Raw genomic sequence first — 13,929 nt, 5'->3', positions numbered from 1 at the left:
GGCGTCAGACACGGATCACGGTCTTGCCACGGGAGCTCCCGGCGCGGTTGCGGGCGAGCGCCGCGGGCGCCTCCTCCAGCGACACCTCCCGGTGGATCCGCACCTTCAGCTTGCCCGCCTCGATCAGGTCGCCGACCTCCTCCAGCAGCCCGGTGCTGGAGGAGTTCTGGAGGTTGACGCCGCGGATCTCCTGCGCGGCCAACGCGTCCGGGTTCAGCGACCAGATGGTGCTCAGGTAGGTGCCGCCGGGCCGCAGCAGCGTAGTGAGCCGCTCGACGCCGGCCTTGTCGCTGACCATGTCGATGACGGTGTCGATGCCGTCGGAGTGCGCGGCCAGCACCTGCCCGTTCAGGTCGCCGCGGGCGTGGTCGACGATCTCGGCCGCGCCGAGCCCGCGCATCTCCTCGGCCATGTCCTCGCGGGCGGTGGCGATGACCTTCGCGCCCTGGTTCGCGGCGAGCTGCACCACGGCCTGGCCGACGCCGCCGGTCGCGCCGACCACCAGGACGGTCTGGTCCTCGTCCAGCTGGGCCTCACGGACCAGGTTGAACGCGGTGGTGCTCGCGGTCGGCACCGCGGCGGCCTGGGTGTAGATCAGGCCCTCGGGCATCTGCGCGATCGGGGCGTCCTCCCGTCCGATCGCGTACTCGGCGTAGGTGCCGGTGCCGCGGGCCAGGTCCTGGAACCCGCCGAAGACCTGCTCGCCGGGACGGAACCGGGTCACGTCCGGCCCGACCTCCTCGACGACCCCCGCGCCGTCGGTGCCGAGCACGATCGGGAAGGACGCCTCGACGGTGTCCTTGAGGATGCCGTCGACGACCTTCCAGTCGAAGGGGTTGAGGCCGGCGGCCACCACCTTGACCAGAATTTCGCCGGGCCCCGGCTCGGGGCGCGGCACGTTCATCAGCGACGGGGTGGCCCCGTATTCGGACACGGCGATGGCGCGCATGGATGTGATCCCCCGGTAGACGTGCGAAAGGTCGTCCGCGGACGATCTACCCGATGGGCGGCCCCGCCACACGGAGCCGGGGTCAGTTGGGTTCCGGGACGCCGGCCGGGCTGTCCGGGCCGATCCTGGCCCCGGGGGCCTCCGGGGCCCCTGGGGCGCCCGGGACGCCCGGGACGCCGGGCGTGCCCGGTCCGCCCGCGTCCGGGCTCCGTCCGTCCCTTTTCGGGCCGCCCTTGCGGGGCTTCCCCTTCCTGCCCTTCGCGTCCTTGGGCCTTTTGGGCGGTTCCTCCCCCGACCCCTTGCTGAAGAAGCGCACGGGCGGACGGTGGAACCGCGCCGCGGGGTCGCCCGCGAGCGCCGCGCGCATGGTGTCCTGCCAGATCGGCGCCGGGATGGTCGCGCCGAACACCGCCCCGTAGCAGCGGCCGTCCATGCACAGGCTGGTCATCGGGTGCCGGTAGCCGCCGCGCGGGTCGCCGACCCAGACCGCCGAGGCCAGGTCGGGGGTGTAGCCGGCGAACCAGGCGGCGGAGAAGTCGTCGACCGTGCCGGTCTTGCCGGCGGCGGGCCGCCCGATCCCCATCCCGCTGGCGGTGCCCTTGGTGAGGACGCCGCGCAGCACGTGGTTGACGGCGTCGGCGACGCCCTTGTCGACCGCCTGCCTGCAGCCGGCGCCGGGCACCTTGAGCGGACGCCCCGCGGCGTCGGTGACGCGGGTGATCGCGACCGGCCCGCAGTAGCGGCCCCGGGCGCCGAACGCGGCGTACGCGGCGGCCAGCCGCAGCGGCGACACCGGGTTGGACCCGAGCGTGAACGACGGGAACTGCTGGAGCGGCTTGCCGTTGGCCTGCCGCATCCCGAGGCGTTCGGCCATCTTGACGGTGTCGCAGAGCCCGACCCGGCGCTCCAGGTTGAGGAAGAACGTGTTGACCGAGTGCTGGGTGCCGGTGACCAGGCTGAACGGCCGTCCGCCCTCGCCGTCGGCGGAGTTGCGCAGCGACGCGCCCGGATCGCCGACCCGGCGCCCGTCGCAGTCGCGGTAGCCGACCGGGGTGAACCCGCGCGGAGCCATCAGCCTGGTGCCGAACGGCATGCCCTGTTCGAGGGCGGCGGCCAGCGTGAACACCTTGAAGGTCGAGCCGGACTGCATCCCGATGCTGGAGCCGTGCGAGGCGTCGGCGGCGAAGTTGATCCAGGTCCTGCCGCGTTCCCTGTCGGGACCGAGCCCGCGGTCGACGGCCATGCCGAGGACCCGGCCCGTGCCCGGCTGCACCAGCGCCTGCGCGGCGGCCTTCCGCGCCGAGTTCTTGCGCGGGACGTGCCGGTCGACCGCACGCTGCGCCGCCTTCTGCGTCCGCCAGTCGAGGGTGGTACGGATCGTCAGCCCGCCCTGCTTGAGCAGCTTCTCCCGATCCTTGCGCCCCTTGCCGAACACCGGGTTGGTGAGGATCTCGCGCTGCACGTAGTCGCAGAAGAACGGGGCCTTGCTGGTGACGCAGCCGCTGTGGGTCTCCTGGACGCGCAGCCCGAGCGGCGTGCGCAGGGTCGCCTCCGCCTGCGCGCGGTCGAGCCAGCCGAGGCCCGCCATCCGCCTCAGCACGGTGTCGCGGCGCGCCTTGGCCGCGCCGGCGTGCCGGGTCGGGTCGTAGGCGTAGGGGTAGCGGACGATCCCGGCGAGCAGCGCCGCCTGGTTCAGGTCGAGCCGGGACGCGGGCTTGGAGAAGTAGTGCCGGGACGCCGCCTCGATGCCGTACGCGCCGTCGCCGTAGTAGGCGATGTTGAGGTAGCGGCGGAGGATCTCGTCCTTGGAGAACCGCTTCTCCAGCGCCGCCGCGTACTTCAGCTCGCGGACCTTGCGGGCCGTGGAGATCTCCTTGGCCGCGCTCCGCTCGGCGGCGGTGTCGGCCTGGGTGAGCAGCAGGTTCTTCACGTACTGCTGGGTGATGCCCGAGCCGCCCTGGGTGACCTCGCCGGAACCGAGGTTGCTGACCAGCGCCCGGAGCGTGCCCCGGGAGTCGAGCGCGCCGTGCTCGTAGAAGCGGCTGTCCTCGATGGCGAGCACGGCCCGGCGGGCGATCGGGGCGATCTGCCCGAGCGGGACGTCCACCCGGTTCTCGTAGAAGAAGGTGGCGAGCGTCGAGCCGTCGGCCGCGAGGATCGTGGACCGCTCCGGGACGCCGGAGGTGCTGAGCCCGTCCGGCTCCCGCTCGAACCAGTCGGCGGCGTCGCGGGCACCGACCCCGGTGGTGAACACGGCGGGCAGCAGCATCAGGGCGACGATCAAACCGGCCAGGACGCCGAGCCCGCCGAGGCCGCGCAGCGCACGCACCTTGTCGGCACGGGACGAGGACCGGGACCCGAACGAGCGTCCCCGCCTCGCGCCGGGCCGTCCCGCGTCCGGCCGCCTCGCGCCGGGCGTTCTTGCGCCGGAGGCAGGGTCGGCAGGCCGACCGTCGCCGTCTCCCGCCCCACCCAGCACGGGCCCAGCGTAAAGGGGTGTGCTCTTCCGGACCACCCCACGGGCGATCTTCCGAACGCGGGCGAGCGCTTTACCCGTCCTTTTCGCGCTCCCAAGCCCTGACACGATCATGGAATACCCGCGCGACGGCCCGCAACTCGGCTTCGGGATCACGTCCTTGCTCGCGGGCCAGCCAGACCAGCTCGAACAGCCGGGCACCGATCCCCGAACCATCGGTGGCCTCGGCGTTCTCGGCCAGGACGGCCAGTTCGGCGGGGGCCTCGATCCGGGCGGCGCGGCGCTGGAGCTGGGCGGCGAGCGACAGCGCGGGCTGCCCCATCGGGACGCCGTCGAAGACCGACGCCTCGGCGCCGCTCTTGGCCTCCCGCTCGGCCGCCTTGATCTGCTCCCAGTTGGCAGTGACCTCGTCGGCGCCCGTGACGGCGACGTCGGCGAACACGTGCGGGTGCCGGCGGACCAGCTTGTCGACGATGCCGGCGGCCACGTCGTCGATGGTGAAGGCCGTCTCGTCGGTGCGCTCGGCGGCCACCACGGCGTGGAAGGCGACCTGCATCAGCACGTCGCCGAGCTCCTCGCGCAGCCCGCCGAGATCGCCCGACTCGACGGTGTCGACGACCTCGTAGGACTCCTCCAGCAGGTACGGGACGAGCGAGGCGTGCGTCTGCTCGGCGTCCCACGGGCACTCGCGGCGCAGCGTGTCCATCACGGTGACCAGGTCGAGCAGCCGCGCGCCGGGCAGGTCGTAGGACCCGTGCAGCACCTCGACGTCGAGCGGGGCCGCCACCACCAGCGCGCCGATGTCGCGCATCAGCCGCTCGTCGCCCTCGGGCGCCGCCACCCACACCACGTCGCCGCGCCGGGCCGCGGCCACGAGCCCGGCCGGATCGGGGTCGGTGACCTCCTCCGGGTGGACGCCGGCGTCCCGCAGGTAGGGCAGCAGGGGGTGGTCGTGGCGGATCAGCACCCGGGCGGCCGAGCGCAGCGTCTCCCACGCCTTCCAGGTGAGCAGGCCGGGCGCGACGCGGTGCGTGGTGGCCAGCAGGATCAGGCGCATGATCAGCGGATACCGGGGTCGGCGGCGGACAGCCGGGCGGTGACCGGGCGGATCGTGACCTGGTTCGGGTCGAACGAGCCGAACCGCGGGTTGACCTTGATCTTCATCCCGTTCGCGGTGTCCATGAACAGCCGCGCGGTCTGCTGCTGCGCCTGCATGGTCTGCGGGCTCTGCGGGTTCCCGTCGGCGCCGGCCTTCGCCGCGACCTGGTCGCGGGTGGCCAGGAAGCGCGCCAGTTCGCGGGTGTAGGAGCGGGGCAGCCCGTTGGCCAGCGTGGTGGACCCGGCGCCGCCCTGCCGGTCGAGCGAGGCGATGACCTGGTCGACCTGCGTCTCGCTGATGTGGACGCCGCTGCTCGCGGCCACCTTCTTGCCGATCCGGAAGTTGACCAGGACGGCCAGCGCGCCGCGCAGGTCGGACTCCGACAGCGTGTCACTGGCGACCTGCTGCTCGGGGTTGCCCGGGTCGGCGCGCATCTGGTTGGCGTTCTGGTCGGTCTTGAACTGCCGCTGCCAGTCCCGTACGGCCTGGTCGAGCGTGGTGACGCTGATCCGGTCGTCGCCGACGAGCGCGGCGGCGCCCATCTTCACCGGGCCGCCGCCGCAGCCGGCCAGCGCGCCGGCGGCCACCACGACGGCCGCCGCGACCCTCACGGGTGTACCGAACACGGGATCCCCATCTCATCGATGATCATTTTGAGAATTTCGCCAGCCTAGGCGCGCGCGGGCTCCAGGAACAGTGCCTGGACCACGTCGGTGGCCCATTTCAGCAGCTCCTGGTCGCGCAGCGGGCGCCCGCCGAGCGGTGCGGTCTTGGGCGCCGGCACCAGCAGCGTCCTCGTCGCGGGCTTGATGATGCTCTTGGGATAGAGCCGCTGCAACCGCACCTGCTTGGAGTCGGGCAGGTCGGCCGGCGCGAACTTGACGAAGGTGCCCTGCGCGGTGACGTCGGTCAGCCCGGCCTTGCGCGCCTTGGCCCGGAACCGCGCGACCTCCAGCAGGTTGAGCACCGGGACCGGCAGCGGCCCGAACCGGTCCTTCAGCTCCTCGTGCACCCCGGCGATCTCGTCCTCGGAGGTGATCGCGGCGATCCGCCGGTAGGCGTCCAGCCGCAGCCGCTCGCCCGGCACGTACTCGTGCGGCAGGTGCGCGTCGACGGGCAGTTCGACCTTGGTCTCGACGGCCGCCGGCTCGGCACCGCCCTCCTTCAGGTCGCGGACCGCCTCGCCCACCATCCGGACGTACAGGTCGAAGCCGACCCCGGCCACGTGCCCGGACTGCTCGGCGCCGAGGATGTTGCCGGCGCCGCGGATCTCCAGGTCCTTCATCGCCACGAACATGCCCGCGCCGATCTCGGTGTGCTGCGCGAGCGTGGCGAGCCGCTCGTGCGCGGTCTCGCTGAGCGGCATCTCCGGCGGGTACAGGAAGTAGGAGTAGGCGCGCTCGCGGCCCCGCCCGACCCGGCCGCGGAGCTGGTGCAGCTGCGAGAGCCCGTACATGTCGGCGCGGTCGACGATCAGGGTGTTGGCGTTGGGCACGTCCAGCCCGGACTCCACGATCGTGGTCGCGACCAGGACGTCGTAGTTCTTCTCCCAGAAGTCGACCATGACGCGTTCGAGCTGGTTCTCGTTCATCTGCCCGTGCGCGGTGGCGATCCGCGCCTCCGGGACGAGCCGGGCGAGGTTGGCCGCGACCTTGTCGATCGACCTGACCCGGTTGTGCACGAAGAACACCTGGCCCTCGCGCAGCAGCTCGCGGCGGATCGCCGCGGCGATCTGCTTCTCCTCGTACGGCCCGACGAAGGTCAGCACCGGGTGCCGCTCCTCGGGCGGGGTGAGGATGGTGGACATCTCGCGGATGCCGGTCAGGCCCATCTCCAGCGTGCGCGGGATCGGGGTGGCCGACATCGCCAGCACGTCCACCTGCGTGCGCAGCCGCTTCAGCTCCTCCTTGTGCTCGACGCCGAACCGCTGCTCCTCGTCGATGATCACCAGGCCGAGGTTCTTGAACCGGGTCTGCGAGGACAGGATGCGGTGCGTCCCGACGACCACGTCGACGACGCCGTCGGCGAGGCCGCGCAGCGTCTCCTCGATCTCCTTGTCGGTCTGGAACCGGGAGATCGGCTTGACCACCACCGGGAACGCGCCGAACCGCTCGGAGAAGGTCGACAGGTGCTGCTGGACGAGCAGCGTCGTCGGCACCAGCACCGCGACCTGCTTGCCGTCCTGCACCGCCTTGAACGCGGCGCGGACCGCGATCTCGGTCTTGCCGTAGCCGACGTCGCCGCAGATCAGCCGGTCCATCGGGACGGGCCTCTCCATGTCGCCCTTGACCTCGTCGATCGCGGCGAGCTGGTCGGGCGTCTCCATGTACGGGAAGGCGTCCTCCAGCTCGCGCTGCCACGGGGTGTCGGGGCCGAAGGGGTGCCCCGGGCTCGCCATCCGCGCCGAGTAGAGCCGGATCAGCTCGCCGGCGATCTGCTTGACCGCCTTGCGCGCCCGCGACTTGGCCTTCTGCCAGTCGGCGCCGCCGAGCCGGTGCAGGCTGGGCGCCTCGCCGCCGACGTAGCGGGTCAGCTCCTCGAGCTGGTCGGTCGGGACGAACAGCCGGTCGCTCTTGGCGTACTCGAGGATCAGGTACTCGCGGGTCGCGCCCTGCACGGTGCGGCTGACCATCTCGACGTACCGGCCCACGCCGTGCTGCTCGTGCACCACGTAGTCGCCCGCCCGGAGCTGGAGCGGGTCGATGCCGCCGCGCCGCCGGGACGGCATCCGCCGCATGTCCTTGGTGGAGGACTTCTGCCCGGACAGGTCGGTCTCGGTCAGCACCGCGAGCTTGATCGAGTCCCAGCTGAAGCCGTTCTCCAGCAGCCCGGTCGCCACGTTGACCAGCGCCGGGCGCGGCGGCTCGGCGATCTCGGTCAGGACGGCGCCGAGGCCCTCCTCCCCGACGAGCTGGACGAGCCGTTCGGCCGGCCCGTGCCCGGCGGTGACCAGCACGACCCGCCAGCCGCCGTCGATCCAGCCCTTGAGGTCGGCGACCACCCGTCCGGTGTCGCCCCGGTACGCCTCGGCCGGCTGCACCCCGAGCCGGAGCGCGGCCCCCGCGCCGTCGGGGGCCGGCGCCTCGTCCGAGGCCCCCGCGCCCGCCTCCCCGGCGATGACGCGATCGGAGGTCAGCGCCGTGACCGTCCAGCGCGTCAGGCCCAGCTCGGCGCTGTGCAGGCGGACCTCCTCCAGCGAGCGGAACGCGGCGGCGCCGAGATCGATCGGCGCCTCTCCCCCGGCGGCGGCGTTGACCCAGCTCGCCTCCAGGAACTCCTGGCTGGTGCGGACGAGCTCGACCGAGCGGGTGCGGATCCGCTCGGGCTCGCACACCAGCAGCGCCGAGCCCTCCGGCAGCAGGTCGGTGAGCAGCTCCATGCTGTCGGCGAGGACGGGCGAGAACGCCTCCATGCCCTCGATGGTGTCGCCATCGGCGATCCGGCCGAGGATCTCCTCCAGCGCCGGATGCCGCTCGGCCAGCAGCCGGGCCCGCTCGCGGACCGTCGCGGTCAGCGGCAGCTCGCGGCACGGCGGCGCCCACAGCCCGTCCTGCGCCACCTCCAGCGAGCGCTGGTCGGCGGCCTTGAAGTAGCGGATCTCCTCGATCGTGTCGCCCCAGAACTCCACCCGGAGCGGGTGCTCCTCGGTGGGCGGGAACACGTCCAGGATGCCGCCGCGCACCGCGATCTCGCCGCGCTTCTCGACCAGGTCGACGCGGTGGTAGCCGGCGTCGACCAGGCCCCGGACGGCCTCGTCCAGGTCGGCGTCGTCGCCGGACCGCAGCCGCAGCGGTTCCAGGTCGGCGAGCCCGGACACGATCGGCTGAAGCACCGCGCGGATCGGGGTCACGACCACGTTGAGGCGGCCCCCGGCGCCGTCGGCGGCGCCCGGGTGCACCAGCCTGCGCAGCACCGCCAGCCGCTGCCCGACCGTGTCGGAGCGCGGCGACAGCTTCTCGTGCGGCAGCGTCTCCCACGCCGGGAAGTGCGACACCCGCTCGGGGTCGAGCAGGCTGGTCAGCGCCGTGGTCAGGTCCTCGGCCTCCCGCCCGGTGGCGGTCACGGCCAGCACCACGCCGCCGTCCAGCCGGCGGCTCAGCGCCGCCGCCAGGATCGGCCACAGCGCGGACGGCGCGACGACCTCGTGATCGGCGCGCGGCCCGTCGCCCGTGAAGGTGTCGAGGGCGCGTGCCAGCCCGGGATCGGTGCACGCCAGGTCAACCAGTCCAGAAAGGGTCATACTCGCCCGCTAATCATCAGCCCCGCCGAGGGAGCACGCCGGTATGGCGCTCCACGCGGGCCCCCCGTCCAGCCTCGGGGCAGCCCGAAGACCCGGGAATCCCGCACGGGGCCCGGCGTCCATACCAGCCTACGCGCAAGCGGAGGGCCGCACGCCCGCGGCACCGGGCCCGCGCCGGGCCCGCAGCGGGCCCGCACGGACGTCGGCGGCGCGACGACGATGTACCATATGAGACGCATTTGTCGCATACGAGACCTTGTGGACGCAGATGAAGACCGACGAGAAGATCCTCACCGCGGCGACCCGGCACCTGAACGAGGACCCGAGCGCCTCCATGGCCGAGATCGCCGAGGCCACCGGCGTCAGCCGGGCCACGCTGCACCGCCACTTCGCCAGCCGCGAGGCGCTGCTGCACGCGCTCGGCGAGCGGGCCACCTCGCGCTGGGAGCGTTCCCTGCGCGCGGCCGGCGTCGAGGCGGCGGGCTCGTCCGGCGACCCGGCGGCGATGGAGGCCGCGCTGACCGCGATGATGCGCGCGTACGTGGCCGACGCCGACGAGTACGGCTTCGCGCTCACCGACCACTTCATCAACAACCTCCCCGACCTGATGGCCTGGACCGAGGAGCTGGTGGACCGGGAGGTCGCGTTCTACACCGCGTGCCAGCGGGCCGGGGTGCTGCGCGACGACGTCCCGGCCCGCTGGATCTCCAACATCGTCTGCGGGATGCTGATCGCCGCGCGCGAGGGCCTGCGGCGCGGCGACGTCGCCCGCCGCGACGTGGAGCGGCTGCTGCTGACCACCTTCCTGCATGGGACCGGCGCCCCGCGTGACCGTTCGGGGGAACGTCCATGACCGTCGCCCGGTCCCCGGCGGGCGCCTCCGCCGCGTCCCCGCCGCCGCCGCACCCGCGCCGCTGGGCCGGGCTCGCGGTGCTGTCGGCCAGCCTGCTGCTGATCGTGATGGACATGACCGTCCTGAACGTGGCGCTGCCGGAGCTCTCCGCCGACCTGCGGCCGAGCGCGGTCTCGCTGCTGTGGATGGTGGACGTCTACTCCCTGGTGGTGTCCGGCCTGCTGGTCACCGCGGCCTCGCTCGGCGACCGGTGGGGCCGGCGGCGGATGCTGCTGGCCGGGTTCTCGATCTTCGGGCTGGCGTCCCTGGCGGTGCTGGCGGCCGACTCGGCCGGCGCGGTGATCGCGGTCCGCGCGCTGCTCGGCGTGGGCGGCGCGATGATCATGCCGTCCACGCTGTCGATGATCAGGAACCTGTTCACCGACCCGAAGGAGCGCGCGGTCGCGCTCGGCGTGTGGTCCACCATGGCCGCGCTCGGCGCCGCCCTGGGCCCGATCTTCGGCGGGGCGCTGCTGGAGGCGTTCAGCTGGCACGCGGCGTTCCTGGCGAACGTGCCCGTGATGGCCGTGGCGATCGTGGCCGGACGGTGGCTGCTGCCCGAGTCGCGCAACCCCCGGCCGGGCCGCTGGGACGCGGCCGGCACCGCGCTGTCCATCGTCGGCATGGTCACACTGGTGTACGCGATCAAGCACTTCGGCGCGGACGGCCCGGCCGCGCCCGACGCGCTCGCCGCCGCCGCCATCGCCGCCGTCACGCTGACCTGGTTCGTCCGGCGGTGCCTGCGGCGGCCCGACCCGATGCTGGACGTCCGGCTGTTCAAGGGGCGGGCGTTCACCGCGGGCACCCTCACCGCGCTGACCACCAGCGTCGCGCTGGCCGCGACGATGCTGCTGATGGCGCAGTGGATGCAGCTCGTCCAGGGCTACTCGGCGCTGGAGACCGGGGTCCGGCTGCTGCCCGAGGCGGCCGGCGCGGCGATCATGTCGCCGCTGGCGCCGCCGCTGGCCGCCCGGATCGGGGCCCGGCCGGTGCTGGCCGGCGGGCTGGCCGTCAGCGGCACCGGCTTCCTGGTGATCTTCTTTGGGCCGCAGCCGCTCGGCTACGCCACGGTCGCGGTGTCGCTGCTGCTGGTCGGCGCGGGCCTCGGCTCGCTCGCCATCGCGTCCGCGGTGATCATGGCGGGGGCGCCGCCGGAGCGGTCCGGCAGCGCGGCGGCGATCGAGGAGACCAGCTACGAGCTCGGCGCCGCACTCGGCGTGGCCGTGCTGGGCAGCGTGGCCGCCGTCGTCTACCGCGCCGATCTGACCCTCCGGGCCCTCGCCGGGCAGGGCGTCACCGGCCGCGCGGCCAGGGAGGCCAGGGAATCGCTCGGCGGGGCGATCGAGTCGGCCCGCCATCTCGGCGCGGCCGGGCCGGAGCTGGTCGCCAGGGCCCAGCACGCCTTCACCGGCTCGCTGGAGTGGGCGAGCCTAGCGGGCGGGGCCCTGCTTCTCGTCACCGCCGCCGTGGTCTGGCTGCTGACCCCGCGCACCGTGGACGTCACCGACTCCGCCCACTAGGGGGCAGATCGCGGGGCGGCCCGAGCCCAAGGGCGGTCAGCGTCTCAGCGGCCAGGCGAGGACGCTGGGCCGGGCTTGAACACTGTCTAGCAGCCGTTGCCGGTGATGAGCTGGCGCAGGGCCGTGCTGGAGGTGTGCACCGTGTAAGGGAAGAAGACGACGCGCACGCCGCGCGCGCCGAGATCGGCGACGAGCCGGTCGCCCTTCTCGGTGCCCTTCCAGTCGTCGCCCTTGAACAGCACGTCGAAACCGAGCCGCTCCCACATGACGACCTTGTCGCTGGACACGTCGGTGACGACCTCGTCGACACAGCCCATGCTGCCGACGATCTCCATCCGCTCGGCGTGCGGGACGATCGGGGCGCGGCCCTTGGCCCGTTCGAGCACCTCGTCGGTCACCACCCCGGCGATCAGGTGGTCGCACTGCCCCCGGGCCCGGCGCAGGATGTTCAGGTGCCCGATGTGGAACATGTCGTAGGCGCCGGGCACGTAGCCCACCACGCCCGTCCGGCCGGGGCCCGCGGCGGTCACAGGCGCTCCACCTCGCGGAACCACTTGACCGACGCGGCCAGCAGGAACAGCAGGTTGCCCGCGAAGATCAGCGCGTACAGCGGCAGGAACACCGTCGGGGCGCCCAGCAGCAGGAACGCCACGCACAGCAGCCCGTAGTCGGTCGGGATCACCAGCAGCGAGCGCAGCGTGGACGGCGCGGCGGCCGGCGGCGGCGCCGCGCCGGTGGCGGCCCGGCGGGCGCGGGCCAGCAGGTCCTTGAGGATCATGCCGAAGAACATCACCGCGGCGACCACCGTGAACCCGAGCGGGATCAGCAGGTAGGCGGACCGGTCGAGGTCGAAGAACCGGTAGAAGGAGATCAGCACCGCGCCGTGCAGCGAGGAGATCTTGAGGCTGTCGACCATGTGGTCCAGGTACTCGCCGGCCGGGGACCCGCCGCCGCGCAGCCGGGCGAGCTGCCCGTCGGCGGCGTCGAAGGCGTACCCCACCACCAGCGCCAGGCAGACCGCCACACCCAGCCAGGGCGCCGGGTCGACCAGCGCGATCAGCGCGATGCCGGCGAAGGTGAAGCAGGCGCTGATGCCGGTGACCTGGTTGGGGGTCAGCCCCACTACGTACGAGACGGCGGCCAGGAGTCGGCCGAGCTTGCGGTTGACGAAGCGCGAGTAGGCGGGCGCGCCCTTGGTGGTCTTTTGCGCCGACGACAGCCGCGCCAGCGCCTCGCCGAAGCCGCGCGGCGCCTCGCCGGCGCGCGGGCCGTCCTGGACGGGGGCGCTCACGCGACCGAGCTTCTGCGCTCGTCGCCCGCCGCGCGCCCGCCCGAGCCGCTGCCGCCGCCACGGGTCAGCGCGGCGCGCAGCACCGGGCTCGCGGTCTCGGTGGTGCCGGTGAACCGCACCACGCGCACTCCGGCGCCGGCCAGCCCGCGCTCGGCGGCCTCCGGCACCAGGGCGTCGGGACGGCCGGTGAACAGCGTCGCGGCGCCGAGCCCGGCCATCACGCCGCGCAGGTCCGCCTCGTCGAGCGGGACGACCCGGTCGACGTGCCGGACGTCGCCCACGATCTCCATGCGCTCGATCAGCGGGACGATGGGGCGGGCGCCGTGCAGGCGCTCGGCCAGCTCGTCGGTCAGGATCCCGGCGACCAGCCGGTCACAGGACGCGTCCGCCCGGCGCAGCACGTCGAGGTGCCCAACGTGGAAGAGGTCGAAGACCCCGGGCGAGAAACCGACCACCCCGTGCATGCATCCCCCTTGCCCGTGAAGCGACCGGGCCCACCGGTTCCGTCGCGGATCAGACGTACGTTAGCAGCTCTTTACCACCCCGATGTCATGGTTGTGAACACTGGCGAAACCCCGCACTGAACTGCGATGACACCGTCGCGGACGGCGACACGTCCGCACCGAGAACCGGCAAATACCGGACTGTGCGCAGTGGGGCGATTACGCTGCGAGACTGTGACCGATCTGCGTACGCCGCCGGTCAACGACGGCGATCTGTTCTCGGAACGCGCGCGCCAGTACGCCGCCGACAAGCCGCTCCAGCGGATCCACATCCTGGAGGCGGGCTGCGGCTGGGGCGACGGGCTCGACCTCGGCGACCGCGAGCACCGGTCCACCGGGGTCGACGTGGAGGACCCCGCGCTGCGCGCGCACACCCGGGCCCGCACCGACCTCGGTGGCTGGCACCTGGGCGATCTGAGGACGGTGCCGATGCCGCCGCGCGCCTACGACGTGGTGCACGCCCCGTTCCTCGTCGAGCGCGTCCCGCACGCCGAGCTGGTGCTCGACCGGTTCGTGGCCGCGATGAAGCCCGGCGGGCTGCTGCTGCTCCGGTTGCGCGACCGCGACACCGCGTTCGGCTTCCTCGACCGCAGGCTGCCGCGCCGCCTGCGCGAGCGGCTGTGGAACCGGCTGCACCGTCCCGCCCGCCGCTCCCGGTCCGCGCGCGCCGCGGGCAGGGCCGCCGCGCGGCGGTTCGTCCCGCCGCCTCCAGCGATCTACGACCGGGTGGCGTCCCGGCAGGGCATGCACGCGTACTGCGTGATGCGCGGGCTGGTGATCTCCGAGGAGTACACCTCACGGGACGCCGTCGAGGCGCTCGGGACCGGATCCGGACTCGCCGGCGTGCTCTGCCGGCTGGTGTCGGCGCTCAGCCGGGGACGCCTCACCACAGCGCACAGCGAGGTGACCCTGATCATCCGCAAGCCGGAGAACCGGTTCGCCCGGGTCATCTGACCGCT

General features: G+C 73.2%; 11 protein-coding genes. 3 read left to right on the top strand and 8 right to left on the bottom strand.

Going from position 1 to position 13,929, the window contains the following annotated elements; genetic code table 11:
- Positions 1-4: 4 nt before the first annotated feature.
- The 5 genes from OHA34_RS29560 to mfd form a co-directional block, all read right to left on the bottom strand.
- Positions 5-949, bottom strand: coding sequence for an NADP-dependent oxidoreductase (locus tag OHA34_RS29560; RefSeq protein ID WP_285938104.1), 945 nt, complete (start codon positions 947-949; stop codon positions 5-7).
- An 82-nt stretch (positions 950-1,031) separates the two neighbouring features.
- Entirely contained in the window at positions 1,032-3,278 is a 2,247-nt protein-coding gene (locus tag OHA34_RS29555; protein ID WP_329519551.1) for a transglycosylase domain-containing protein, read from the bottom strand.
- A 220-nt stretch (positions 3,279-3,498) separates the two neighbouring features.
- Entirely contained in the window at positions 3,499-4,482 is a 984-nt protein-coding gene (locus OHA34_RS29550; protein WP_285938106.1) for a MazG family protein, read from the bottom strand.
- Positions 4,483-4,484: 2 nt separating this feature from the next.
- On the bottom strand, positions 4,485-5,135 hold the full coding sequence (locus OHA34_RS29545; RefSeq protein WP_285938107.1) for a hypothetical protein: 651 nt from the start codon (positions 5,133-5,135) through the stop codon (positions 4,485-4,487).
- A gap of 59 nt (positions 5,136-5,194) precedes the next feature.
- Complete coding sequence (gene mfd, locus OHA34_RS29540; protein WP_329519550.1) at positions 5,195-8,764, bottom strand: transcription-repair coupling factor; 3,570 nt, start codon at positions 8,762-8,764, stop codon at positions 5,195-5,197.
- 268 nt (positions 8,765-9,032) lie between these two features.
- On the opposite strand from mfd, the gene OHA34_RS29535 reads away from it, so the two are divergent.
- Positions 9,033-9,617: a TetR/AcrR family transcriptional regulator gene (locus OHA34_RS29535; RefSeq protein WP_285938110.1), complete on the top strand. Its 585-nt coding sequence runs from the start codon at positions 9,033-9,035 to the stop codon at positions 9,615-9,617.
- Positions 9,614-11,176: an MFS transporter gene (locus OHA34_RS29530; RefSeq protein WP_329519549.1), complete on the top strand. Its 1,563-nt coding sequence runs from the start codon at positions 9,614-9,616 to the stop codon at positions 11,174-11,176. Before OHA34_RS29535 ends, OHA34_RS29530 begins: the two co-directional genes overlap by 4 nt.
- An 86-nt stretch (positions 11,177-11,262) precedes the next feature.
- Here the strand turns inward: OHA34_RS29530 and OHA34_RS29525 are convergent, their stop codons facing one another.
- Genes OHA34_RS29525 through OHA34_RS29515 form a run of 3 tightly spaced genes read right to left on the bottom strand, consistent with a single transcriptional unit; the run spans position 11,263 to position 12,931 of the window.
- On the bottom strand, positions 11,263-11,706 hold the full coding sequence (locus OHA34_RS29525; RefSeq protein ID WP_329519548.1) for an adenylyltransferase/cytidyltransferase family protein: 444 nt from the start codon (positions 11,704-11,706) through the stop codon (positions 11,263-11,265).
- Entirely contained in the window at positions 11,703-12,467 is a 765-nt protein-coding gene (locus OHA34_RS29520; RefSeq protein ID WP_285938113.1) for a CDP-alcohol phosphatidyltransferase family protein, read from the bottom strand. Before OHA34_RS29520 ends, OHA34_RS29525 begins: the two co-directional genes overlap by 4 nt.
- On the bottom strand, positions 12,464-12,931 hold the full coding sequence (locus tag OHA34_RS29515; RefSeq protein ID WP_329519547.1) for an adenylyltransferase/cytidyltransferase family protein: 468 nt from the start codon (positions 12,929-12,931) through the stop codon (positions 12,464-12,466). The genes OHA34_RS29520 and OHA34_RS29515 overlap by 4 nt, the downstream gene beginning before the upstream one ends.
- Before the next feature lie 213 nt (positions 12,932-13,144).
- Between OHA34_RS29515 and OHA34_RS29510 the strand changes: the two genes are divergently transcribed.
- On the top strand, positions 13,145-13,924 hold the full coding sequence (locus OHA34_RS29510) for a class I SAM-dependent methyltransferase (protein ID WP_329519546.1): 780 nt from the start codon (positions 13,145-13,147) through the stop codon (positions 13,922-13,924).
- Positions 13,925-13,929: the final 5 nt, after the last annotated feature.

The organism is Spirillospora sp. NBC_01491, assembly GCF_036227065.1.
Lineage (GTDB): Bacteria > Actinomycetota > Actinomycetes > Streptosporangiales > Streptosporangiaceae > Spirillospora > Spirillospora xylanilytica.
This window is presented reverse-complemented; position numbering and strand designations above follow the sequence as displayed.

Bases quoted from the DNA above. Each gene is read 5' to 3' on its own strand.
- OHA34_RS29515 (WP_329519547.1), bottom strand. From the start codon at position 12,931: ATGCACGGGGTGGTCGGTTTCTCGCCCGGGGTCTTCGACCTCTTCCAC.
- OHA34_RS29560 (WP_285938104.1), bottom strand. From the start codon at position 949: ATGCGCGCCATCGCCGTGTCCGAATACGGGGCCACCCCGTCGCTGATG.
- mfd (WP_329519550.1), bottom strand. From the start codon at position 8,764: ATGACCCTTTCTGGACTGGTTGACCTGGCGTGCACCGATCCCGGGCTG.
- OHA34_RS29550 (WP_285938106.1), bottom strand. From the start codon at position 4,482: ATGCGCCTGATCCTGCTGGCCACCACGCACCGCGTCGCGCCCGGCCTG.
- OHA34_RS29535 (WP_285938110.1), top strand. From the start codon at position 9,033: ATGAAGACCGACGAGAAGATCCTCACCGCGGCGACCCGGCACCTGAAC.
- OHA34_RS29530 (WP_329519549.1), top strand. From the start codon at position 9,614: ATGACCGTCGCCCGGTCCCCGGCGGGCGCCTCCGCCGCGTCCCCGCCG.